18 protein-coding genes and 3 pseudogenes are annotated in these 24,001 nt (G+C 57.9%); 9 read left to right on the top strand and 12 right to left on the bottom strand.

The window, feature by feature from the left end:
* Window positions 1-351: 351 nt before the first annotated feature.
* Together NKJ84_RS22595 and NKJ84_RS22590 are read right to left on the bottom strand one after the other, a co-directional pair.
* Window positions 352-549: a hypothetical protein gene (locus NKJ84_RS22595; protein ID WP_023722969.1), complete on the bottom strand. Its 198-nt coding sequence runs from the start codon at window positions 547-549 to the stop codon at window positions 352-354.
* A 644-nt stretch (window positions 550-1,193) separates the two neighbouring features.
* Window positions 1,194-1,391, bottom strand: a pseudogene (locus tag NKJ84_RS22590) (transposase); the annotation flags it as partial.
* Between the two features lie 75 nt (window positions 1,392-1,466).
* Here NKJ84_RS22590 and NKJ84_RS22585 point away from each other — a divergent pair.
* The 3 genes from NKJ84_RS22585 to NKJ84_RS22575 all read left to right on the top strand — a co-directional run bounded on the left by NKJ84_RS22585 (window position 1,467) and on the right by NKJ84_RS22575 (window position 4,259).
* Window positions 1,467-1,718, top strand: a complete 252-nt coding sequence (locus NKJ84_RS22585) for a DUF6074 family protein (protein WP_352457909.1) — start codon at window positions 1,467-1,469, stop codon at window positions 1,716-1,718.
* A gap of 502 nt (window positions 1,719-2,220) precedes the next feature.
* Window positions 2,221-2,505, top strand: a complete 285-nt coding sequence (locus NKJ84_RS22580; RefSeq protein WP_352508309.1) for a hypothetical protein — start codon at window positions 2,221-2,223, stop codon at window positions 2,503-2,505.
* A gap of 17 nt (window positions 2,506-2,522) precedes the next feature.
* A complete protein-coding gene (locus tag NKJ84_RS22575) occupies window positions 2,523-4,259 on the top strand; it encodes a hypothetical protein (protein WP_352508308.1) in 1,737 nt (578 codons plus the stop codon).
* Between the two features lie 156 nt (window positions 4,260-4,415).
* On the opposite strand, the gene NKJ84_RS22570 is transcribed toward NKJ84_RS22575, so the two are convergent.
* Genes NKJ84_RS22570 through NKJ84_RS22560 form a run of 3 tightly spaced genes read right to left on the bottom strand, consistent with a single transcriptional unit; the run spans window position 4,416 to window position 8,905 of the window.
* Complete coding sequence (locus NKJ84_RS22570; protein WP_352508307.1) at window positions 4,416-5,753, bottom strand: ComEC/Rec2 family competence protein; 1,338 nt, start codon at window positions 5,751-5,753, stop codon at window positions 4,416-4,418.
* Entirely contained in the window at window positions 5,735-7,648 is a 1,914-nt protein-coding gene (locus tag NKJ84_RS22565) for a gluzincin family metallopeptidase (protein WP_352508306.1), read from the bottom strand. The genes NKJ84_RS22570 and NKJ84_RS22565 overlap by 19 nt, the downstream gene beginning before the upstream one ends.
* Before the next feature lie 48 nt (window positions 7,649-7,696).
* A complete protein-coding gene (locus NKJ84_RS22560; protein ID WP_352508305.1) occupies window positions 7,697-8,905 on the bottom strand; it encodes a T6SS phospholipase effector Tle1-like catalytic domain-containing protein in 1,209 nt (402 codons plus the stop codon).
* 253 nt (window positions 8,906-9,158) lie between these two features.
* Here NKJ84_RS22560 and NKJ84_RS22555 point away from each other — a divergent pair, with 253 nt between their 5' ends.
* The 3 genes from NKJ84_RS22555 to NKJ84_RS22545 are packed head-to-tail and all read left to right on the top strand — an operon-like array spanning window position 9,159 to window position 12,822.
* Window positions 9,159-10,214, top strand: coding sequence for a HamA C-terminal domain-containing protein (locus tag NKJ84_RS22555; protein WP_352508304.1), 1,056 nt, complete (start codon window positions 9,159-9,161; stop codon window positions 10,212-10,214).
* A complete protein-coding gene (locus tag NKJ84_RS22550) occupies window positions 10,211-11,506 on the top strand; it encodes a DEAD/DEAH box helicase (protein WP_352508303.1) in 1,296 nt (431 codons plus the stop codon). The genes NKJ84_RS22555 and NKJ84_RS22550 overlap by 4 nt, the downstream gene beginning before the upstream one ends.
* 17 nt (window positions 11,507-11,523) lie before the next feature.
* Window positions 11,524-12,822, top strand: a complete 1,299-nt coding sequence (locus NKJ84_RS22545; RefSeq protein ID WP_352508302.1) for a helicase-related protein — start codon at window positions 11,524-11,526, stop codon at window positions 12,820-12,822.
* Window positions 12,823-13,354: 532 nt separating this feature from the next.
* On the opposite strand, the gene NKJ84_RS22540 is transcribed toward NKJ84_RS22545, so the two are convergent.
* Genes NKJ84_RS22540 through NKJ84_RS22520 form a run of 5 tightly spaced genes read right to left on the bottom strand, consistent with a single transcriptional unit; the run spans window position 13,355 to window position 18,106 of the window.
* On the bottom strand, window positions 13,355-14,206 hold the full coding sequence (locus NKJ84_RS22540) for an HNH endonuclease (protein WP_352508301.1): 852 nt from the start codon (window positions 14,204-14,206) through the stop codon (window positions 13,355-13,357).
* On the bottom strand, window positions 14,203-15,864 hold the full coding sequence (locus NKJ84_RS22535) for an AAA family ATPase (RefSeq protein ID WP_352508300.1): 1,662 nt from the start codon (window positions 15,862-15,864) through the stop codon (window positions 14,203-14,205). The genes NKJ84_RS22540 and NKJ84_RS22535 overlap by 4 nt, the downstream gene beginning before the upstream one ends.
* The gene (locus NKJ84_RS22530; RefSeq protein ID WP_352508299.1) at window positions 15,854-17,233 is read right to left on the bottom strand and encodes a hypothetical protein; all 1,380 of its coding nucleotides are present in this window, start codon (window positions 17,231-17,233) and stop codon (window positions 15,854-15,856) included. The genes NKJ84_RS22535 and NKJ84_RS22530 overlap by 11 nt, the downstream gene beginning before the upstream one ends.
* Window positions 17,230-17,820, bottom strand: a complete 591-nt coding sequence (locus NKJ84_RS22525; RefSeq protein ID WP_352508298.1) for a type II toxin-antitoxin system VapC family toxin — start codon at window positions 17,818-17,820, stop codon at window positions 17,230-17,232. Before NKJ84_RS22525 ends, NKJ84_RS22530 begins: the two co-directional genes overlap by 4 nt.
* A complete protein-coding gene (locus NKJ84_RS22520; protein WP_352508297.1) occupies window positions 17,810-18,106 on the bottom strand; it encodes a hypothetical protein in 297 nt (98 codons plus the stop codon). Before NKJ84_RS22520 ends, NKJ84_RS22525 begins: the two co-directional genes overlap by 11 nt.
* A 133-nt stretch (window positions 18,107-18,239) precedes the next feature.
* Here NKJ84_RS22520 and NKJ84_RS22515 point away from each other — a divergent pair, with 133 nt between their 5' ends.
* A complete protein-coding gene (locus NKJ84_RS22515; RefSeq protein WP_352508296.1) occupies window positions 18,240-19,529 on the top strand; it encodes a hypothetical protein in 1,290 nt (429 codons plus the stop codon).
* Here the strand turns inward: NKJ84_RS22515 and NKJ84_RS22510 are convergent, their stop codons facing one another.
* Window positions 19,530-20,252, bottom strand: coding sequence for a hypothetical protein (locus tag NKJ84_RS22510; RefSeq protein WP_352508295.1), 723 nt, complete (start codon window positions 20,250-20,252; stop codon window positions 19,530-19,532).
* 886 nt (window positions 20,253-21,138) lie between these two features.
* Between NKJ84_RS22510 and NKJ84_RS22505 the strand changes: the two are divergent.
* Window positions 21,139-21,927 (top strand): annotated as a pseudogene (locus NKJ84_RS22505) (site-specific integrase); the annotation flags it as partial.
* A gap of 584 nt (window positions 21,928-22,511) precedes the next feature.
* A pseudogene (locus NKJ84_RS22500) lies at window positions 22,512-23,451 on the top strand (IS5 family transposase).
* Between the two features lie 203 nt (window positions 23,452-23,654).
* Here NKJ84_RS22500 and NKJ84_RS22495 read toward each other — a convergent pair.
* A partial coding sequence (locus NKJ84_RS22495; protein WP_352508294.1) for a LysR substrate-binding domain-containing protein occupies window positions 23,655-24,001 on the bottom strand: 347 nt, incomplete at its 5' end.

The following is a 24,001-nucleotide window of genomic DNA, read 5'->3' as shown; positions in this document are numbered from 1 at the left end:
TTCGGAGACAGACTGATGGTCTGCTTTGTTGCTCGTTGTCATGTTCGGGAAGTCCGTCCCAATCAGCCGCAACTCGCCCGCAACGAATGGGTTCCATCAGGAGGTCGGAATATTTGGTAGAAATTTCTGAGCGGGAGATCGGATAACTGGCTCGCGCGAAGACCCCCCGTGCCCCCTTCGTTTGCCGCAGCATTAACCTCGCTCTTTGAACTGAAATTCGTGTCTATCTAGCGTCGGCGTTGCACATCGTGAACGTTGGAATGCTTCTGTCCAATGTTTGCTCACGCTGTGATGCCAACGGGCAGGCTCTTGCGGCAGGGTGCCGCAAGGCGAATGAAACGCCGGCCCAGTTCAACCCGCGCGACGTCCTTCAAAGCTGGGGGGATCGATCTTCACCAAGCGGTCTGCGGCCTCGACCGCAGTTCGTATCCTGCTGCACAGCGCGAGATTTTCCGCCAGCATTTCTTCAGTGCGTTGAAGCGCGAGCTCGGTCCGGTGGATGCGCTGCCTGGCATTGGCAACTTCCGATGTCAAAAGATCGGCCGCCATCCCGTGGCCGTGGGGTTCCATAGTGTCCATGGGTTTCTAATACATGGGGGGCGATATCGTTCCCTGATGTCGGGCGAAACGGCGGGCCGCAGAAAAGCGCGACGGGCCGAATGACCAATGCGCGCCGTGTCAAAACAGCGCCGGCAACAGGCGAACGGCTTCGGCCGCTCTAGATCCCACGGGCAGAGGCGATCACGGTCCAGAGGGCCATTGATCTGTTCAGGTACGACTACAACGTAAGCGAAGACACACTCAGGCGGCTGGTGATCAAGCACCGTCTTCACAACCAGACAATGCCCGGTGCTCCGTGGAGAATAAGCGCTCCCGGTTTGGCTATGGCGCTCGCCGGCGATGATGACGCGCTTGCGCGGTTGAGGCGGGACGATCGCGAGCATCCGGACGTAACCCGGTATTTCAAGCGGCTCGGCATCCCGCGACCCTGACCTGTTATCAAAAGTTATGGTCGCGGCGACTGTCTAGAATAGACATTAAGTAGATGTCGCGGCCCGACAGGGCTCCACACAAGAGCGAACCGTTGCTGCCTTGCGCATCGCCCTCTAGGCCGCCGGCGTCGAGTTCATCCCGGAGAACGGCAGCCGCGCCGGCGTGAGGCTCCGCAAACCTTAGGCCGTAGACTCGTTACTGCGCAGCCACACACCTGCTTTTCGCCATCGGACGAAGCGGTTGCAACAGGTGGTGCACGGGCCATAGCGCTGAGGCAGGTCGCGCCATGGAGCACCGGAGCGCAGCACCCAGAAGATGCCGTTCAGCACGCGCCGATCATCAACACGTGGCACACCTCTTGGCTTGTTGGGTAGACGCTTTATTCCATTGCTGACCATTGTCCAAAAGCGCTGTTAACCAAATTTTCTCACCCGCCAATGCTTATTCGCGCGACTGAAGGGGTGAGGTGATCGATGTGTGATTCAAACATAAGCGCGTTTCCGCTGCATCGGCGGCGGAAGTTGGTCGAAGGGATCGCCCGGGTCCTGGAATCCAAGAACGGGAAGGACGCGAACGCCTTCTGGCGCAACACCGCCAAGGCAATTCTCGTTCAACTGTCCGAATCAGGAATTGCACCCGGGGTCGCCGAACAGGAAGTTGGAACGCTTCTTCATGCTGTCTTGGGCGATATCGCCACCCGCAGTGCTGCGAAACTTGCACAATAGCATCGGCTCACGATGAAGGATTGCCGCATAGAGACGCCCCGGGCTCCACAAGCGTAGCACCACTGCATCCGTCAAACGCAGGTTTCTCACTGCGGATGAAAAGATAGGCGCGTTCGTCGAAATCATGCGCGCGAATGTGCTCTCGGGCGAGATACGGCTCCGCCTCGCCTGTCCGGCAGTCATCGACCAAATCGAGGTAGGCGATGCGGAAACCCGCATTCACGGAAGGCCGACGGACCTTTTCCACGAGCTGAACCCGCAAAACCAATGAGCCGCCGTTGAGTTCCAGACTGCCTTTTTATGCGACTTTCGAAGCACGAAGCATGAACATCGAGTATGGTTCGCGTCATTCTCGCACTGAGATGCCTATAAGGGTCCGAGGTCTTTCCGCCCGGTTCTGTCTTGATGACACCGCTGTGTGTAAAAGGAGAACCTGGTATCACTTGCGCGGCCTGAATGTTCATCTAGTGGTAGGATACGGCGCAAGGGGCAACGGCGGCTAATGTCTATCCGTGTAAATATCGCTAACCAGGTACGGCAGACCACCGTACTGCAGTGGCGCCCATTGCTGCCATTGTTCGAAGCAGTCATGAACTCGTTTCAGGCAATCAAGGAAGCGAAACTGCCGACGGGTACGCCCGGACGCATGACGGTCGAGGTCGTTCGCGACGGCCGTCAACTCGACCTGGAAGTTCCGCCGATCAGCGGGTTCAAAGTCATTGATAACGGCATCGGTCTCGACGATGCCAACTACGACTTAATACTGCGTTCTCGCCACACAAACTGAGCCGAGGCGGCAAGGGCTTGGGTCGCTTCACCTGGCTCAAGGCCTTTGCATTTGCGCGCATCGAAAGCACGTTCAAGGATGACGACGGCGCATTGCTCACTCGAGCTTTCACCTTTGACGAGAACTACGATGTAGACGACCTGCGCGGCCTCCCCAAATCTGTCACGCGACATGCGACAGGCACAACAATCGAGCTTGTGGAACTAAGGCCGGAATATCACGGGCAGTGCCCCCGCACCTCGGAAGTGCTTATCCAGAAACTCATCGAACACTTCATCGTTGTACTGATGGACGAGGAGTGTCCGGCGGTTCAGGTTAACGACCTTGGGCTCAAGCATAACCTCAAAGCAATTTTTGAAAGAGACTATAAGGCCACGGCTTCGGCTTATCCCTTCGAAGTCGGTGGATACTCATTCACTTTACATGGTTTCCGACTTCCCACCTCACGGGCGACCAAGCACAAGCTTGTCTACGCTGCGGATCAACGGTCAGTCCTCAGCGACCGCCTAGCAGACCATCTTCCAAATCTGACATCCCGGCTTGAGGACTACGACGGCAAGGCGTTTTTCTACCTTGGCATCGTCCAGAGCCCTTACCTCACCGAACACGTCAACACCAATCGTACCGATTTCGAGTTCGGCAATCCTGATGATGCCGAGCTTGAACTTCCCCTCTCGGATCACAAGCTCATTCCAAAAACGGATATACGCGCTTCGGCACTAGCGTTCGTGGAGGACGATCTGAAGGATGTCATCGAGACCATCAACTCTGTCAAGCTCGATAGGATTCGTCGGTACGTGCAAGAAGAGGCGCCACAATATCGGATGCTTCTCAAGCACGCCGGCAGCTTCTTAAACAAGATCACTCCGACACCGTCTCGGTCTGAGATGGAAGGCATACTCCACCGGGAACTGTTCTTGCGGGAGACTGAACTCAAGAAAGACAGCACTCGCATCATTCGCGAGGCGAGCAAGATCACCGATTACGAGTCATACCACAAGGAGTTCACCGAATTCCTGGACCGGTACAATGAGCTTGGAGTGTCAGCCTTAGCCCAGTACGTTCAGCACAGACGGATCATCCTTGATTTCCTCGAACGCGCAGTCAAGTTGCCTGAGGACAAGAAGAACTACCCGCTCGAAAAGGTCGTGCATCAGCTCGTATTTCCAATGCAGCATAGCTCTGAAGATATCCCCTCCAGCGAGCAGAATCTCTGGATGATCGACGAGCGCCTCACATTCCATTCGTTCATTTCGTCCGATAAGCGAAACAACGCGCTGTCAGTCGTAGATTCGAAGGATAAGCAGAGAGGCGACATCGTCATCTTTGATGAAAAAATTATTTTCAGCGGTGAGCGGCCCGACGACGAGCATCCGCTGAACTCAATCATTGTGATTGAGTTCAAGCAACCGGGGCGCAACAAGTATGCGGGTGATGAGAACCCCGTTCTTCAGGCCGCAAAAGTGATCAACGCGATCCGCGGCGGTAAGTACCTACATAAGGGTCGAGCGATCCCAATCGCGAACGCAGATATTCCGGCCACGATTTTCGTGGTGGCAGACTTAACGCCAAAACTCAGGCAAGTTCTCACTGACTTCAATGCCACAATGACGCCGGACAAGCAGGGATTCTACGGCTATCACGCCAATCACAGGGTCTACTACGAGGTTATGGACTACACGAAGATGCTCAGCGACGCCAAAAAGCGTAATCGTATTTGCTTCGACAAGCTCAATCTAGTCGATAATCGATAGAGCCATGACGGGTTCAATCGCCCGTTCTGACGATGCATCTTCAGCCGGCACATCGGCTTCAGTCGAGTTCACGCGCGAAGCTGCCAATGGGTACCGAAATGTCCTATGTTCATGTGCAATAGCTGACAAAATTGGCCAGCGTGCACGCCGTAATTGTCAGCTCAAAACCACGTCGATAAAGCCCTTTCCTTCCCTAATCCGCTCGAAGTCAGTGCGTAATGGCTGAGCTTTATCCAGCCATTCCCTCTCATAGGTCTCAAAGTCCGCGGGATCCTTCGGTTTGAAGTGTTCGAGATCAGGCTTGTAAATTCGGGTATCGCCAACCCGCCGAGCAATTTCCGTCATTAACAGGCCGCGCGGAATCGTGCGGTATTTCCCTCGTTCGGTCGACACGACCGCTGTCGCTTTCGACTGCTGGCCGGCCGCCGGTACCGGCAGGATTGCATCCAGGATCGCAGTCGCTTCGCTGGGCTTTCCTTTGCCCATGTCCCAGGGTGTGCTGTTTTCACTGCCATGATGGCCGATCTTGAGGAAGTCGACTGTTTTGCCGAGCAGATCTCGGCGCTCGTTCCACATCACGTTCCATGAGCCATTCATCTTGCCCTCTTTGAAGTCGCCGTGCCATTCGGCGTCCCCGATAAACAGCAGGCGCTTCTTGTTCCATTCGATCAGCAGAACGATGCTGGAATTGTTTTTCAAAGTGCCATCCAGTTCCGCGAATGCCAAAGCGTTCGACTGCATGCGGGCACGAAGGGCGCGAAAAGAGGCCGGGCTGATATTGCGGGGCAAAGGCGGCTCTTGCGCTTTTGCAGTGGCATCAAACTCTTTTTCCGCGTCGAACGCGGCCGCTCCCAGCACGCCCTTCAATGTTCGCTGAGCGGTCGCGCCGAGATAATAACGATCGAAATCAGCCTCCGGGCCAAGGATGTTGATTTTCGCTTTATGGAGTTCAATGCCATGTGTTTCGTTGGTTTCGCCGGCATGCACATAGGTCGGCTCTCCGCCATCGAGCAGCGTCTTGCGCAAGGTCTGCATGGCGCCTTTGTTGTCAATCTGGAAAACTGACAAGAGCTCGCTTGCGCGAGGGCTCAGACTCGGCCCAAGCGCGGCAAGCCCCCGCATGGCCTGCTCAGCGACCCCTCTAATTTTTCGGGTCTTTCCCGCCTGCGGATGTTTGGGATCCATGGCGCAGTTCATCCAAACCGCGCCGACCTTCATGTTCTCGAATAGCTTGGGATCGAAGCCCGCTATGTGATCCTTGTGCTCGTGCGTGACAACGACAAGATCGAGCCGCTTTTTTCCGTCCTGTGCGTCTGGCAACTCGCTCTCGAGCTGTTTCATCGCTGCGGCAAGAAGCTTCCCTTCGCTCCAGGTGCCGCAGTCGATCAGCATATGGAATGCATCTTCCTTCTTGTCGGTTTTGCCGGGGATGCGAACATAGATGCAGTCGCCCAGACCGACATCATAAAGGCGGATCAGGAGCTCATTTGCCATCTAAGCGCTCCCAGGCTGGAATCATCGGCATCGTAAACATGAAAGTGCGGCGAGAGCTCAAACCGAACTGAGCCGTCAACTTCGCGCGCGATCAGTGGCGGTGTAAGGCTTCCAACAAGACCTTCGGGGCCGGCAAGTTCTTCACCAACCATCCCCTCCTCGATGCGTCTGGCAAGTGCATCGAGATACTCCTGCCTGCGCTGCTTGCCAGCCTCGAGTTCAGCCAAGGCCACCTGCTCGGTGCCAAAGAGTTTTTTGCGCGATTTTATCTTCTCCATCGCCACGCTTGCGATGGCAAAGGGTTCGCTGCCTGGCTTGCGCGCCCAATAAAGCAGGCTGCCATTGACGTCGAAGACCATCGTCCCGCCACAGAGCAGGCTGGTCGTCTTGCCACTAAAGGAGCCAAACTGCCTGCCCGCTAACGCCAAGTTCTCGCGCCACAGATATTGGAGGATGATCTGTTTGGGCTGGAAGAGGCCTGGACCGACCATCTTCTCGGAGGTGAAGACCTCATCGACCATGATGTCGACATGGTCGGGAATGAAGAGCTTGTCGCGGTTGTCATCGAGATAGCGATAGGCCGCTGCACGCGAACTCCCGATAAGCTCCGGGTCGTGCGAAATTGTTCCTGGCATCCGATCGTACAAGGGCGCGCGCACCAGTAGGTCGGTTCTCTCCTCTGCGGTCATGATCTCGCGGTGGACGAAAATGTCCGCGATCATCTCGCGATAGTTGGTGGGATCAGTTGGGTTTGCGATCGCGAGGTTGCGCAAGACAGCGCGCGCGTAGTCGTTGAACGTAACCTCGACTGGCGGCAAAAGATCAAGCGCCTGGATGGCAATTATCTGCATCTGAGCGACCGCATATTGTAGCGATTGAGCCGGAGTGTGTGTCTCCCCGTCGCTGCGCTCTCGTTTGAGATATTGCTCGGTCAAGGCAACGAAGATGTCGAACATCGCTCCGGTCATCACCTCCGAGAGCGCGTGAGGTTCGATCTCATCCTTGTATTCGCCCAGAAAATGCTCGTTACCCGCACTACGAAGGTATGGTTGTCCTGACACGGCGTTGCCGAACTCTGTGGCGACAGATGCGATGAGTTCGTCACCGGATTTCGTCTTCAAGTGGCCCTTGGTCCTGGCCGCAAGCTCCTTACGGAACGAATTGTTCCGCAAGTCCCCCAGGAATTCGTGAAAGGCACCTGTCTGTGGTGAGACCGCTTCCAGAAGATAAGGCCGAATGCCATCCAGCAGTGCATGACCAAACTCGTGATTGACGATATCGCTGGACAAGCAGGTGTGAATACGCTGACCGTTGTCGTCGTCAAAATAGTAGAACTGGAGCGATTTGCTCTGGCGATCATAATAGGCATTTGCGCCGTAACCGGCATTTGGCGTGACCAGAAGCCGATTGCCTTCGAACGCCCAAGAGATGCGCCGGCCGAGGCCGCTTGGGCTCTCGAAGAAATCAAGTGTGCTTTGCAGAATTGCCCAAGTGCTGACCTGGCGGAAGTGAGCGGTTTCTTTTAACGCTCGATCGATCCTACGCCCCTTCGGATCGAGAAAAACCTTCTCGCCGACGCTCCATTTGGCCGGTTCTTCCAACGTATTTCTGGTGCTGTCGTAATCGACAATAGCGAACCTCGCACTTGTGGGGCCGTCGCCAATGCGTGGCTCCCAAGGCACATAAAAATCGTCATCGATTTCCAGGCCGGGATTATTCTTCGCGACAAGGGGGTCCTTGTAATATGTGTCGAAGCGGACCTTGAGGCCGAGCTTCTTCTGCGTCACCCCATCCAGGAACCGTCGAGAGGCGTAGACGTCTCGCGTCTCAGCAGGTGACAGGGCCACCGCGACAGCCTTTTCACCCTTCTTAACGGGACTGCTCTTTTTCGCCATCTGCATCCCCCTGCAATCGTGAACTTGGAGACGTTACGACTCTCTACCCTAACTGCCGGCTTCTTTTGCCAGGCGATCTTTCATAAGGTCACCATAAGGCTCAACATCGAACGCCGTTGGAAAATTCTCTGGCTTATATCCCAAGATGGCTGCCTTCCGATCCAGAACCGACTGATGAACAAACGGCCGCGGCTCCTGTTTCTCGATCATGCGAGGCTCGGCCTGCGGAAGATAGAAACCGAGGGCGGATTTTCGCTTCCATTCACGCAATTTGACCGATTTTGGAATCCACTCGAGCGGCTTCCAGCCCCACGTCACTGAATCGTGCACGGCCCCAAGTGGATTCGGGCCCACGAAGTTCATCTTCCCCTCGCCCTCCCCTGTTCCGAAGACGAGGCGCTCCCGCATCCGAGAGTTGATCTGCAGTCCAAACGCCGTGGCTTCATCAATCATCCAGTCGAGCGGAAACTTAGAGATAGCGCCGTCCTCTTCAGGATAGCCACCACCAACATCCGAATGACACCCGGCGAACCAGACTTGCCTGATATCTTGCTCTTTTGCTGGCGCAGTTTTGTCGAAAGGATCTTCGACAAACGGCTGTGGTTCGACCCACCGGTTCAGCCGGAACATGCGACGATGCTCATCGATCGCAATCGCGTGGCGAAAGACCTCGACGCTCGGGTTGGTCCTTGTATGTGGCAGTGTCTGGAGCTGGGGCAGAAGTCGGTCCCTTCGCGGCACGATGACCGACGCAACCGTATCCCAGACACCAAGAAATTTGATACGAGCGTCTCGGGCTCCAGAGACTTTGGAGAAGTGCCAGGCGACGTTTAGGTCGTTCTCGTCGCTGGCCTGCTTATAGGAGCTTACAGCATATCGAACGATGTTAAGCTGATCCGGCTGCAGCAGGCCGATCATGTGGATCAGGCCCCCAACGGCGCGGACTGTGTAGGCACCGCGGCTGAAGCCAAAGAGGAAAATTGCGTCCCCTTCGACGTAGTGCCGGCAGATGAATGCGTAGGCGCCCGCGATTTCAGCGTCGAGCCCATATCCCGTGGCCAGTTCAAACACCGATTTGGTGTTTTGCCGCCAACGGGCCCATGCGTTGCTGGCGCCGATCGTGCCTACGCCAGCGTCGTAATAGACGCGCTGTTCCTCATTCTTCTTCAGGATGCGGAACAGTTTCAAAACGTTCGAGAGATTGCGCTCGATCTGGTTGCCCGTACCGTCGCAGCAGACGACAATGTTTTTCCCCACCTTGTTTTACGCTCCCGCACTGATGTATCTAGACTAAACTGGACGACTTCGAACTTCTTTCATCTAGCACGGTTTTTCGAGTCGGGCCCTCCCCGAAGCAGTCTAAACTCCGTTTGGGGCTCGCATTTCCTGCGAATACAGGCCTCAGGTCGGAAGCATATCGCGAATAGAAGTGCGATAATTGTTGCGCTCCTTTAGAATTCTGTAATCCGAATCACTGCGTGCAAGTTATTTCCTGGACAGCAACACCGGCATGAACATCCAAAAGGCGATCTCTAGCCTCCTCAATCCATCGAAGTTAGGCGCGCATGTCGCCTGCGCCGTCGCGCACGACGCGCCATGCGAGGGCGACGGGCCACGGACTGCACTACTTCATGTGCGTTTCAACGAAGACGAGCCGCAGATCGATGCCCTTGCGGAGTTTCTGTGGGGCCAGTGCATGTACTATGCCCTGCCGCGAAAGCGGCGGCTCGAGTACACGGCGGCGATCGAGAAGGATTTCACATTGATCGCCCGGGTGCATCAGGCCGTGCGGGACGTCTTCATCACCTTCAACGCCACCAGCCCGTCGCGCGCTAGCGAACTGGGCGAGGTGCTCGCCTATTGCGTCGTTCAGCATCATCTTTCAGCGGCACAGGTCGCGGCAAAGATGGCGCTCAAAACCTCCGCTAATATGCCGGTCCACGGCCTAGACGGGATCCACGCAACTTTTGAAGGCGACGCCCTGACAATCTTTTTCCTGGAATCGAAGCTCGCCGGGAGCGCCAACGCCGGCCTTAAGGACTATGCCAAATCCGCCGCGGGATTTCTCGCCAACCGGAAACAGTACCTTCGCGAATATGAGTTAGTATCGGACCTTGGGCATTTGGACTCTCTGGAGGGCGCGGCCCGAGAAGCGGCGCTCGATTTCTTCGACATCGTCGGCAAACCCGATCTACCGAGACGCGAACGTTCTGTCGGAGTGATCTGCTATTCCGAACGCCGGTTCAATGCCAAATTGCCCGTCTCCGATGGTCCCGTGGACGCGCACGAGGAGCATTTCGCGGGCCTCTACCGAACAGATCACAAACGGCATCGCAGCGCGGCGAATAAGCATATCAAGGCGTCAGGAGCTGACACCGCGAAGACCCTTTTGTTCCTTGTGGCGGTTCCGGACGTCAATGTGCTTCGCAAAGCCTTTTACCGGGCGATGGGAGTGGAGCCTCCTCACGAAGATATTCCAGCCGCGTCTGAAGATGAGGAGGAGAACGCACCCGGGTCGGCGGAGGATCTCGACGTCGTCGCGCCGGTCGAGAGCACCGACGCATGACCTTCGCCCTGGACCTTTCCCGTCGGCTTGAGACCCACCAGGCCTTCCGATCCGACTTCGACCGTCTTCAGGCGGAAGCCGCCTTTGCCACACTTCCCCACACGATAGAGTCGCGCCGTGGCGGGATGGATCGGCAGGATGTACTACGCCTGATGTACTGCGCCGGGGTGTTCGCCCAGACCGACGACGAGACCCTGCGGGCGCTTGCCCAGGCGATCTCGTTGGGCGCCCTTCTTATCGGTCGCGACGACATTCCAGTGGACGCCAGCCTTCGCCTTTTGACCGATCTAGGCAATTTCCCCGCCCTAACGTACGCGGAAGCCCGGCATGAGCCAGTCGCCACAATTCGGCAGGCCCTACGGGCGGCGATCTCACGCGAGGTAAATGGCATCGACGTCGGCAGCGAGCGAATTGCCCTTACCGATTTCCAGAAACGTGCTTGGGATCGGCTTGGCCAGGATACGGCGCTGGCTATTTCCGCGCCGACATCGGCCGGTAAGTCCTTTCTAGTCATCGAGCACCTTTGCAGGACCGCAGAACGGTCCGCCATCTTCCGGGCGGTCTATGTCGCGCCCACACGTGCGCTTCTCTGGGAAGTCTATGCCTCGATCCAGCGCCGGCTAAACGATGAAGTCGGCATTCGCGTTTCGACGGTGCCAACGATCGACCCTGCGGCCCCCGAGCGTCAAATATTCGTTCTGACCCAGGAAAGATTGCAAGTTCTGCTGGCGGTCTCAACTATAGATTTCGACTTGGTGATCGTCGATGAGGCGCAGAATTTTTCGGACGGCGCCCGGGGAATGATCCTGCAGGAATGCCTCGAACAGGCAATTGCCCGACGGGCTGACACTCGTCTGGTCCTGTTGGCGCCGGGTGCGGAAGGTTTCGAAACCGTCGCCGATTCCATCGGCCTGAAGGGACTGAAAGCATCTGTTTCGCTTCTGCCGTCCGTCATACAGAACCGCATCCTCGTGAGCCGGGCGGCCGAGCCGAGGACCCTCAGTCTGCGACTCCTAACCGCTCTTGGCTCGACATCGTTAGGCGTGGTTCAGAGCCATCGAGGGTTTGACCACCCCGCCAGCCGTCTCGCAGCGGTCGCGCTGGAGCTCGGACGCACAGGCGGTTCTCTGGTGTATGCGACGGGACCCAAGGACGCCGAAACAGTCGCACTACAGCTACACCAAGATTGCCGAGATAGCGGCGATAAGGTGCTCGAAGATTTGGCGCAGTTCATTGAAAAGCACATCCATCCCCGATATGCTCTCTCGCCGCCTTGGTCCGGCGTGGCGTAGCCTTTCACTACGGTAAGATGCCCACGCTGCTGCGGGAGTCTATTGAGAGTGCCTTCAAGTCCGGCGCGCTGAAATTCCTTGCTTGTACCACGACCCTTTTTCAAGGCGTAAACCTTCCCGCCCGCAACGTTTTCATCGACACGCCTACGCGGGGGACTAACTCGCGGCTGGATCCGGCAGCTCTATGGAATTTTGCGGGACGCGCAGGTCGGATGAAGGCCGACATCGTTGGAAATGTTTTTCTCGTTGACTACGACGAGTGGCCGGATAAGCCGATGAACAGCTTCGTCGGCTACCGGATCGAACCTGCATTCGGAAAGGCCGCCGCCGACCATGGATCCGCCATACTACAAGCTCTGGCCGGCGAACTGCCAAGGATGGTACCTGGCGATGAGGTGGCGGGGAAGGTTCGCGCCGCTGCGGGCCTGCTCATAGCAAGAGCCGCCAGAGGCGACGTGGCTCTTTTTGCGTCACGATCCCTGTCCTCGTTCGCGGCAAAAGATCGCGACGCCCTAGTCGTCGCGGCCCAAGCTGCGAGCGATGGGATCGGCCTGCCCGCGACGCTGCTGTCCACAAACTGGACCGTAGATCCTTTCGGGTTGAAACGCCTGTTCAATGAATTGGTCAGCAAGATCGTAGCCGGCGAAATCGACGGATTGATCCCAGTCAACCCGCACGACTATCTACCGGCGCGTAAAGCGTATGAGTCGATTTTCATGCGTGCACAGAGGCTGGTGAATCTGTCCGCCAGCAGGTTCCCCGCATTGGTCGCTGGCGTCGCGGTCAAATGGATGCAGGGCACGCCCTACCCCGTTCTTCTTGCCGACGCTATCCGGCGCGAAGAGCGAACCCTTGCGAAAAAGATCAAGGCCTATGAGGATGAAATTGCATCGAATGCGAAGTCACGCAAACGTCGGCCGAAACCGATCGACATCAATGATGTGATCCGTAAGGAGTTCGACCTCATTGAGGACGTCATCCGCTTCCGGTATGTGCAACTCGGAAAAGCCTACATTGATGTCCTGGCCTTGGCATTGCGGCACTGCGGATTCGAAGCGCGGATCAAAGAAATCTTTGACTTCTCACTGGCGCTTGAGCTCGGTGTATGTACGAGGTCTGGTTGGTCTTTCATGGAACTTGGACTTTCGCGGATCGCTGCCGCTGCGCTTGAGCCTCATTTCCCAAACTCCGATTTGAGCGTCCAGCACGCGCGGGACTGGTTGCGCAAACTAGACGTGACTCAACTCCAAATCAGTTCGGTGATCGTCGACGAGATGCTCAGCTTGGGGCTGATAGAATTGGAGAATTTCGCTTAGGCAGCCTTATTTGGCCAAAGGCCTTGTCAGCCCCTCATCCAACTTGGCTGGCGGTCTCATTGCAGAGGCCAGAAACGGGCGTATCGGAATTCGACGCTTACCGCCACCGGGGCCTGTCTGGGCCACCCGTCAAGAAGTGCCGGGGCAAGCGCGTCAAGCATGGCGGTATGCTCGGATACGTACTTGATGGCAACTTCGCTTCGGCATTCGCTGCGATCACGGCTGCAATCGGAACGCGTCTCGCGGACCTAGACATGGATGCGCCGGGCGAGATGAAGCAATCTTCCAATCGGCCGTATGACAGCAATTGCCGAGAGACCTATCACAGGAGACGTGAACTGCGCCCGTTGATCTTACACCACCAAGTCGTTCCAGTCGGACGGTAGAGAAGCGCCACGCTCCGACCTCGCCGTTGCGGCCGTCAGAAGCCGAAGTGTTCGCTCGATCTCCGATCGCCGGGTGGCACGTGAGCTAACTGATCTGGTCAGCCGTCGCGGGAAGCCGGACATGATCGAAAAGGGAACTGTTTGGATCAAGCTGGCAATACCTCTGCAAATTCCCCACCGCAGAACCCGACATGGGCTGCAAGTGCTCGGAGCAGAACGGGCCGCCAGTGATTGAGGTGAAACTCTCGGCTCTCCACATCTGCCTGTGCAAGAAGATAGCTGCGGACACCCTCAGCGCCAGCACTATCAAACAGGATTCTAACTGCGGTCGCCTGACTGGTCAGATAGATATTGATCTCCCGCGCATAGCGTTCGTTGAGTTTCAGGCGCTGCAAGACAAATGAGAGGCGCGAGCTAACTAGCGCTTCGATTGGAGCGGCTGGATCAATGTCAAACGTAGCAACCAGGCCGCCCCCTTCAATTGTGACGCCGGCTCGCAAGAATGACGTATCCGGAACCGCTTCGAAATAGGGGTGAAAGAACTGCTGGGCAGGCTCTAGGGCAGCCGATTTGCTCTTCGACTGATTACACTCTTGGCAAAGGGGCACCAAATTGCGAGGATAAACAGCCAACGGATGGTAATCTGACCGCGGAAGATGGTGATCCAGTTGGCGCGGCGGTGCAATTCCACATATCGGGCACAGCTCAATTCCTGCCATTAGCGACGCTCGAACCGACGCTAACTTGCCACCCGCTTGGGTGAAGTCATACCCGCTATAGATCGCGTCGCGAAACTGCTGAAGAAGCGCGCCGCCCTTTAGGATTTCCGCGGGGCCCCCCAAACCCGCGTCATAAGCGTCGTAGATGGCAATCACGCTGTCGATCTCAGCTTGGGTCGCAGCATAGCCTTTCGCAATACCGGCGTGAACGTAGGTCTCGATAGCGCGCACGAGGTAGGCTTGCGCCTCCTCGCGAGAAGGACATGGCAGGGTTCTCACTGGCGAGCCTTCCGGGCGAGGCCCGCAAGCACGTATGCGAGCGCCTGCCCGCTAAGGCCCGGCCGAAAATGCTGGTTCACGTCCTCGATTGTATTGTGTGCCTGAATGAGTAGATCAAGAATCCCATGAAAGTCTGTCGCGGCAGAAGTCAGACCGAAGGTATCGTGGGTTAAGGTTCCCACGTTCTCGCCGAATGTCTCTCGTGGCGGGATAAAGACCTCAAATTCCGATCCGATCCGCCTTATGACCCTCACGTGCAGTGCCAACGTCTCCTGGAGGATCACCGGTGAATGCGTTGCCACGATTGCGAACGCGTTCTTTTCTTCCAGTACCAATCTCAAGGCGTGCATGACCGCTGCAATGAGCGGGGGATGAAGGTGTGTCTCAGGCTCGTCGAAGAGCACGAGGGATTTTCTCGTCGTATGTGCCACCAGCGAGGCGATCGCATGCATCGTGATTTTGTGGCCTGTGCTCCATCCGAGAAAGCTTGAACGGGGATTGGCACCAAGCAGAGCCTGTCGATCCGTCCCGGCAACATCGGCAAACGAGGCGTCGGCGAGCACCAGCGCAAGAGCAGCATCGAACAGCGCATCATCTCCATGCTCCGCGATCTGCCCGATTAGGCGAACAAACTCGTCAGCGAGCTGCTCGAGCGACTTCAGTTTCGTACTCGATCGTCGATCCTCGATGTCCAGGACAGTTCTTTCATCCACGTCCGTCGGCTTGGCCCGTGCGGATGACAATTGCTCTCGCACTTCGGCAACGACGTCGCGAAGGCCGGCGTAGACGTAGCGACCGCCTCCCCTCTCCATGTCCGATGCGATCTGCTCGAGCTCAGTCTCATACAACCCGGGCACGGAGAAGTTCTCGAACGCGCTGTACGAAACCGCGATAATGCGCATGAAGCCAATTGACGGTGGATCGAACACGCCGACGGCGGTCAACTGAGGCCACGTTCTGTCCGATGGCGACGCAAACGCGACCCGTGCGATGCGCGATAGGAAGGTGCTCTTGCCCGATCCGTTGCGTCCAATCAGCACCATCACTCGCCGTGGGAGCAAGACCTTGCGCTTGCTGGGGCCAAGTTCGCGTGTCGGGCCGAAATAAAACAGTGGGCTCGGCGCATCGAAATAGAGCTGGATCGGCGCCGCCCATCCGGCCGGATGGAATGTGAACGACAGATGGAGGTCTGGAACCTCGCTGGCATTGCGAGAGTGAATCTGTCTAGCATCGGAAAGGAAGCCCTCGGGTTCCGGATTGTCGCGGAACAGAGATATTCGCCAGCCTTCCTCCTGGCTGAATAGCGGCTCTAGTTGCGAGTTGGCAACGACGTCGTTCAACGAGCCCAGAATCTCATCTCGGTCCTCCCCAGCAATCTCATTGAGCCGCTGGTAATAGTCGAGTGAGCTGCCAACAGAGCCGAAGTCAGGCGGAAGGCGGTCGAATGGTTCGGTGATCAGGATGCCGTCTTGCGTGGTTTGGCCTCGCCGTAGAATCTTGACCGGCCCGATCAAAGTAGGAGGGCTTCCCTCGACCTGATAGTAGAGGTGATACAGCGTCATGAAGGAAAAATCGTTCCATCTGTCCTGCTGCAGCGCGAACTTTGTTGCAAAACTCTGCACGCCCTGGCGGCTCGGGGGCAAGACGCTAATGGCCATGGGCAGCCTCACTTGCGGGCGGTCCGCCGTGCTGGCTTAGCTGGCTCCCCCTATCCAGGAAGCCATCAAGGAGTTGTTCGCGGTTCACCATCGGATCCGACGATACGGCGCCAATAAGCCCGCACACCACCTTGCGAGCGAGTTCTCTGGCACTTCGTCTATCGTTCCCGGATATGTCCGCCATCGGCCTCCCGTGTAGGAAATCGCTCCTAAGCCCGAAAAGCTTGGAATAGGCGTTCCCAAACGAACCATCGTTGAGCAGTCCGGAAATGCGAAGCGTGGCCCGGCGCGTCGCGCCGGGATTCTTTCCTTCGATCTTTTTTCGGGCGCGTGGGTCATGGTCCAAAGGCAAGCCGAGCGCCGCCTCGATCGTTGAAATATGGGCAAGAAACTCGTCGATGGCTTCTGATTGAAATCCACGGACAAAGAAGTGCGCAACAGGACGGTCGAACAACGTCGTCCGGCGCGCCGCTACAATGTCACTCCACGCGTCGTCGGTCAGCCAGGTAATTGCGCTGTCGCTGTCATCATTTAGCGGATAGGCGACCGGCGCTTCATATTCATGCTCGTCGCCATTGACATCGAACTGCCATGCAGGCTCCCAGCTCAGGCTGTCTGGAGAAGGTGGCGGAACCCGACGAGCAAACACGTCAGAGTCGACGGTGTAGACCCAAGGAACTCTAAAACCACGCCATTCCATGTCCTTGTATTCAGCGATCTGCTCCCAGGGGATTGTGAGGAGTCCAAAAAGCGCAGCTTCGACAGATGAAGGGAGGCTAGTTTTGTGCGGTTCGATTCGTCCAAAATCCTGGCTAAGATTCACGAACAGGCCGGGCAGTGTTCTCCCGTCGGGACCCATGTCGTCGTGGGAAACCTTCTCGTCGACGACGAGCCAATTGAACTCGGAGAAGCGTTTGCTATCGAACGACCAGTTCTGGTTCGCCCGATGAAGACGCAAAACGTCGAAAAGCTCCTCAAGCTCCGTCGCCGAAAAGCACCGCACCTGATTTGGACCGAAGGAGATCGTCGGAAGGCGCGATGCCAGATCGAGCGGGCACAGGTGCAGTCGCCTCGATGCCGTGCTCCGGATGGCTTTGTCGAGGCCATCCGATATTTCGGCCGCACTCGCTGCCAACCCAGAACCCTGGCCACCGACGAGACAGGCCAAGCCGAGCTGCCGCAATGCTGAGGCAAGCGAAAGTCGCAGCATGGAGCCAGATCTAATCTGGGGGTATCGAGTTTGACATAACTCCGCAAAACGCAGAAACGCCGGAGTGTTCTGCAGGTGATTAACGTCAGTCGCCGGCGCCCGACCCAGCTGTTCCAGTTCGTGGAGAATATCGACAGGAGGGCCGACCGTGACGTTCATGATGTCTGCGGTCCCGGCGGAGCTCGATAGAGAATGATCCGTCCGGTCGGCAGAATCTGGGTAAGGAAATCAAAATCGCGGACGTTGCCGGTCAGCACGCCCGCCCCCAACTGACGCGCCTGCAGGAATACGAGGGCGTCATTTACGAAGCGGCGCTCGTGCCCCTCCCCCTTGGGCAGATTGCTCAGCCGGCAGAGCAAGCCAGCCAACACACCGGCCTGTCCCCACATCGCTGCATCCGGGTCATGAAGACGGTGGTCCGGAATGTCCTCCACCGTGGCTTTGATTGTCTCGAGGACAGCTTTTGTGGAGGCATGCTTTGGGTCGAGCCGGCCAAAGGCGTGGGTCAGCTCAGAAAGGCAGACCGCGGAATGGTGGCATCGGCGATAGGTAAGCAGCGTATCGACTTCAACCGGTGCTCGTCCTTGCAGGACATCCAGATAGACGCACGTATCCAGAAACACTGGTCCCCCGATCGCGGGTTCGTTTGCAACCCATGGGAGATCATCATCGGCCCTACGCTCCAGCGTTCCGGTGTACTTTTGCGGCTTGAGCGATCGGAGGGCCTCGGAAAGATCAAAACCCAAGATCTATGTCCGCCGGGATGCTGCCCTTGCGTCCGACCAAGCCGGCGCCAAAGTCATCTTCGAGAGCCAGGCGCGACAGCGCCAATTCCAACAGCTCCGTGTCCGAGGTGACATGAGCGCGCTTCTTGGCCGCCTCGATCAACTCCGAAGGCACTCGCCCCGAAAGACGGGTATTCTTCGCCGCGCCGAGCAGTCCGGCGGCTTTCGCTTGCTCGAGTACAAGCTTATTGCGGGTCGATGCGACCTTTGCTTCGCTTTCTGAAGCGGTCCGTGTTTGCGCGGCCATCGGAACCTCCTGTGTTCAACAGAATATAGATTGCGTTGAACGCATAAGCAAGGCTTAGTAGCCGCTGGCCTTCGGGACGTAGGCACCTGAAGCACACTTACCATAGTGATCGATTGGGGGATCGATGGATTCTATGCAAGCCGAAATTGCACGCTTCCTTGCGGAAAAAGCGGTGCGGCAAACGCGTGCGACATATCAGCAGGTGGGGGACGCCGTCGGTTGGAACCATCCGACAGGTCGCGGTCTGGGCAAGAATCTGGAGGTCGTCCTGCACGCTTTGCATGATCGCGGACTGCCGCCGCTCACGACGATTCTAGTCAAGCGCGGCGAGAGGCATCCGGAGCCTGACGCCATGGCGTATATCCGCGGAGCCTTGGGCGACATCGACATCGATGCCGCACAACGTGAGGTCTTCGCCTTCGACTGGCGATCGATTCCAGACCTGGCTCCTGACGTCGACAGACTTCCGAGCGGCCGTGATATTTGGCTGACCTCTTTTTGGGGGTTTGACCCCGCGAGTTGGGGCTGCATCGGCTTTGCCGACGAGGCCAAGCGCAACCGCTATCTGAGATTATCCACTCCCAATGCATTGGTGGCGATCTACGTCACCAAGGGCAAGGGGCCCGAGGAGATGCGGGGCAAGGTCGTGGGCCTCCTCGAGGTTTCCCACAACGCCGGCCATGCCAGTCAGTTCATCGCCGGCGACCGCTGGGCCGAGAAGGAAATGGACCCTGCCTCGAGAGGCAAATGGCTGTTCGCCGTGCAGGCAACCCGCGCATGGCGGATCGTCCAGGAGGATTGGAAACCTGTCGAGCAGTTGTTTCCAGCCGCGTATGCGAGCGCGCACGCCGAATACATCGGATCTAGTGGTGTCCAGGTTGACCCAGTTGAAGCCGAGCATCTCATGCAACTCGATGTCTATGAGGTGCCCGTCTATGGCCAAGGGAGCCGCGTCAACGGCACAATCCAGACGCTCGAGTCCGCTTTGTCGCCAAGTCGCGCGATCCCACCCGCGACCGAACCGTACTGGGTTGGCGAAACCGATGGCCCCAAGCATCTCTACATATTGGAGCTCAGCGGCGATACATCGGCCTATCTCGGGCGTTCACCCGCCGACGTTGATGGCCGCGCCATCATTAAGGTCGGTTTCTCCCGCAGCCCCGCGGCCCGTCGCGACCAGATCCAAAGTGCATACCCACAGGGGCAATTCAAGTGGGTGATAAAGTACCCTCATCCCGTCCCAGATGCCGCACCGTATTCTAACGCCAAGACGGCGATCGTAGGCGAGGATGCAATGAAGCGGCGCCTCGTGACCGAGGGGGCTGAGGTGCTGGGTGGAGAGTTCTTTCTTGCCGAAGACTGGCTCGTCCACAACACGTGGAGAGCTGGCAAATTTGCGGCAGAAAAGGCCATGGAGAGCTGACTAAGCTTCAAGTGTTGGCTTTGCCCCCCAGAAATCAGCGCTGAAATTGTTCAGGTGGTCACCGTCACCGAGCCTGACCTCAAACTCACCGGGGATACCCCCCCTGTCATGACCCGCCCGAAATAGTCGCGCACTGACCAATGAGCCAGCTGCTCGAGGTGCTCCCATTCGCGTAGCAGGTCGGTCTCGCGGTCCTCCGCAAGCTTCCCTGGCGCTCGGCTTGCCCTTAGACTTGGGCTGAGCGATCGTATGATAGTCGAAACGGGGCTGGACCTTGTGTTTGAAGATGATGGAACCGGAAGTCCACTCATCCTCGATCGTTCGGCGCCACTTGTAGCTGACACGAACCTGCATGTCCTGGGTCAGACGAAACGGAGCAATCGTCGGATCGTAGATGAAGAACAACTGGCTTTCGCGTTCCTCGACCTCCAAGCGCTGCTTCATCTGACCGAATGCAAAAGTCAGATCACTGCCGGCTTTACGAATAGAATGTAGAATTCCTTCCCGCTTCTTCGCAGATTTCGCGATCCTGTATGCCGCAAGCGCTTGATCGAAGTATCGGAGCTTGGTGGCCACGTATTCTCCGCAGTTGTAGAGCGGTAGATTGCTGAGTTTTCCGAGTTGCTCTGACCTGATGGCCTGGTCAACCAGGTCGTGAAGCGCCCCGCTGTCGATGGCTCCAATAGCCTGTTTCTCGCGGTCACTGAGATTCATCAAGCCCATCTTGTCTCCCCTCAAACACAAAATCCCGCAGCGTTCATCGGACTCGAGCTATCTGGCAGCACGGTGGAGAGACGACGATCAAACCGTTGCCGCGTCAGCTAGTGAGATCGCGTTTGCAGCGTGTTCGTCCTCGGCCCGAAGACGCTGATGGGATGTTTCCTGCGTTTCCACAAAGAAGCTCTTTCCAGAAATGCCGGCGCGATCGAAGAATGCCTGATTCCGCTCTCTGGCGTCACTGAGGAGTGTGTCCCACCCGATGAGCTCGATCGACCCTTTAAAACCCGAACGGGGCTGGTAGTAGCGCCCTCTCCCGTCGGCAGTGCGGTCCCACGAATAGGTCCAGTCGTCCATTTTGCCCACGATGTCGGCAACTATGAAGCAATAGAAAACCGTGTCCTCCTTCAGCTTTATGGGGCGCCCCTTGACGTCAAGCTTCCCCCCTTCAAGCAGCCGGCGCACATAGCGCTCGACCTGATGCTGGGGGTTCTCGTCCGCGGCATAGCTGGTTCGTCCCGGGCGCTTGAACTCAACGAGCAGCACGCGCGAGGGATCCTCGGTCTGGCGCAGGCCGTGTACGTGATCGAAAATCAGAACATCCGGCCGCTCGTCGCTGGCGACTGCATCAGAGAGATTCTGGAATTCCTCATCCGAGCTGAAATACTGGGCGAAGGTCAATCGCTCATCGATGATCCAGAGGTCGTGCGACGCCGCCGGCACTACCTTTCTGGCGCCATCGGCTAGGGTGTTGACCCGCAGAGGACAGATGAACGAGTGCAAAATGTCTTCGCGCTGATAGCTGCTGTCACGCGTATCGTCGCGGACCTTCTCCAGCAGGATCTCGATGAAATCGAGCACGACCTTTCGGCGACGATGTACTCGGTGAGACGACAAAAGGCCCAACACCGTTTCAACCATCGAGCGCCCGCTTTCGTCGCTCTCGTGGAATTTTGCCCAGCGCGGCCAGCCGCTGGACCGCAAGGACCGGCATATCGCCACGGTGATGGCTGGCGTTCGCAACACCCACGCCTCCCCTCCCCGGCAGAAGGAAGCGATCCTGCCCGAGGATCTGATCGCCATGCTCGAGACCCTCGACCGCGGCACGCTGCGTGGTCTGCGCGACCGCGCCATGCTGCTTTTGGGTTTCGCCGGCGGCCTTCGCCGATCCGAAATCGTCGGCCTCGACATTGGTCGCGACCAGACCGAGGATTCTTCTGGCTGGATTGAGTTTTTTCCTGACAAGGGCGTGCTGGTGACCCTGCGCGGCAAAACCGGTTGGCGCGAGGTCGAGGTCGGCCGCGGCTCCTCCGACGCCAACTGCCCGGTGGTCGCGCTGCAAACCTGGCTGAAGCTGGCGCGGATCGGCCATGGCCCTTTGTTCCGAAGGGTAATAGGGCAAGACAAAAGAGTCGGCGCCGATCGGCTTAACGACCAGGAGGTCGCACGCCTGGTCAAGCGCACGGCGCTCGCAGCCGGCGTGCGTGGCGATCTGTCGGAGGGCGAACGCGGTCAAAAGTTTGCTGGCCATTCGCTGCGCGCCGGCCTCGCGTCCTCGGCCGAGGTCGACGAACGCTATGTGCAAAAGCAGCTCGGTCACGCCTCGGCCGAGATGACGCGAAAGTATCAGCGCCGGCGCGATCGTTTCCGCGTCAATCTCACCAAGGCGTCCGGGCTCTGAAAAGCCCCCCTCCCTGCCCCGTTTTGTCCGCTGGGATGAGACGGTCAGATCTCAGGCGATAACAATACCTCATCGAGCACAGCGAGCGCTGTATCCAGACTATCGGCGGCCGACGCTTCGTAGTCAGGCATGATCATCAACTGCGTTATGGCACGGCCCACAAGAGGGCATCGCGATAAAAGTACGCCAAACAACGCTAAGGGAGAACAAACGGTGATCTGATTTCGTTCGACGCTCGTTTTCGAGAGCCGTTCTGGGTCGTTCGCAATCAACTGTGTAGGCCAGCGGAGCGAGCAAGGAGCGCCAGATCCGGACAGGGCTGAGTGGGGTGTTTTTCCGGAAGGTGGGGCCATGCCCTAAGGGACACGAGATGTAGTGGACTCGTCGATCCGCGCGGTTTCGATTCGCGCACCCCGGGCACAACGCTGGGATAAGTCCCATCAGATGCTCTCCGGTGGCCGTCATCTGTTTAGCTGACATTGGGCCGAGGGCTTCCAGCACGAGCCACATGGCGGGGGTATCGGCCGTGACCATGGTGCGCCGCCCCTGCCGTCAATGCCAGCCGCCGTCACCGAGTCGCGAAGATGAAATTCAAGGTGACAAACTGGCCGGAATACGAGGCGGGCCTTCGGCGGCGCGGCAGTCTGACGCTGTGGTTGACAGAAGAAGCCTTGGCCAGGTGGCATGCGCCGCGAAGAACGACCCGCAGCGGCCAGCCCCGCTATTCCGATCTCGCCATCGAGGCGGTCTTGACACTGGGATGCGTCTTCGGGCTTCGTCTGCGCCAGAGCGAGGGATTGGCGACCTCGCTGCTCGATCTGATGGGGCTTGATCTACCGGTTCCCGATCACACGACGCTAAGCCGCCGGGCGCAGATATGGGAACCATCGGCCAAGCGGCAGCGGCATCCCGAGGACGGTCCGCTGCATGTGCTGATCGATAGCACCGGATTTGAAAGTCTACGGCGCCGGCCAATGGCTGGAAGACAAGCACGGTGCCAGATCACGCCGGACCTGGCGCAAGCTGCATTTGGTTCTCAATGCCGACAGCGGCGAGATCATCGCCCATTGTCTGACCGACCAGGACGGCGACGATCCCTCGCAGGTGAAGCCGCTGCTCGACCGGATCGATGCAGAGATCGACCAATTCACGGCCGACGGAGCATATGATAGCGGTCCCACCTACTGCGCGGTGCTGCAACACAGCGTCACCGCAAGGATAGTCATCCCGCCACGTTCAACGGCCGTGGAGAGTGATGACACCGGACCACCCGGTCAAAGGGACGGTCACATCACGGCGATCGCCAATGATGGAAGGCTGAATTGGCAGGCGTCCACCGGCTATGGCAAGCGCGCCCTGATCGAGACCGCCGTCGGGCGCTACAAGGGGCTGATCGGACGTCGCCTGCGAGCCCGCTCCTTTTCGGCTCAGCAGACCGAGGTCGCCATCGGCTGCGCCGTTCTCAACCGCATGACGGCGTGCGCACGCCCGGAGTCCGTTCGCAGCCCGGCAAGGCCGACATAGCAGGCGGCATCAAAGAGCTGATTGTGCCTAATGCCACATTTGTGCACCAACGCCTTGTGGCGCGGGCAGCCGCAGGCACAGGCTACGCGGAAAATGAAAAGCGGGGCCAACCCATTCGCTTGCACACAGCCTGCGTTTTGCCAGCTCCTCAACCGCAACGTGCTGTCAATCTTCGTCTTGCCATGTCTTGAACGCCGAACTGTTCACGCCATTGGCGCCGCTTTGTCATCCCGTGCCCCGAAATGAGGCCGTCGTTCGAACGATATGCGCAGTTGCTTATCCGCCAGAAACCGGCGAGCCAGATCGGTGTCGCGCTTACCCACGCGTGACACCCAGTCCGAAAACAGGCGAACCGCGCGCCGGTTCATATGCCGCGAAGGACAGACCAGCCAGTATCCCGGAAACTCGATGACCTCGAACTCTATCGAGACCGGAACCAGAGAACCCGACACCAGGTCCTCGAATGCGATGGATGTGCTTTCCAGGACCACACCTGCACCGTCCTTCGCCAGTTGAACCGACATTGACGAACGGTCGAAACGATAGGGAT

Source organism: Mesorhizobium sp. M0048 (genome assembly GCF_040323405.1).
Lineage (GTDB): Bacteria > Pseudomonadota > Alphaproteobacteria > Rhizobiales > Rhizobiaceae > Mesorhizobium.
Note: the sequence above shows the minus strand (reverse complement) of the source record. Positions and strands in the feature narration are given on the sequence as shown.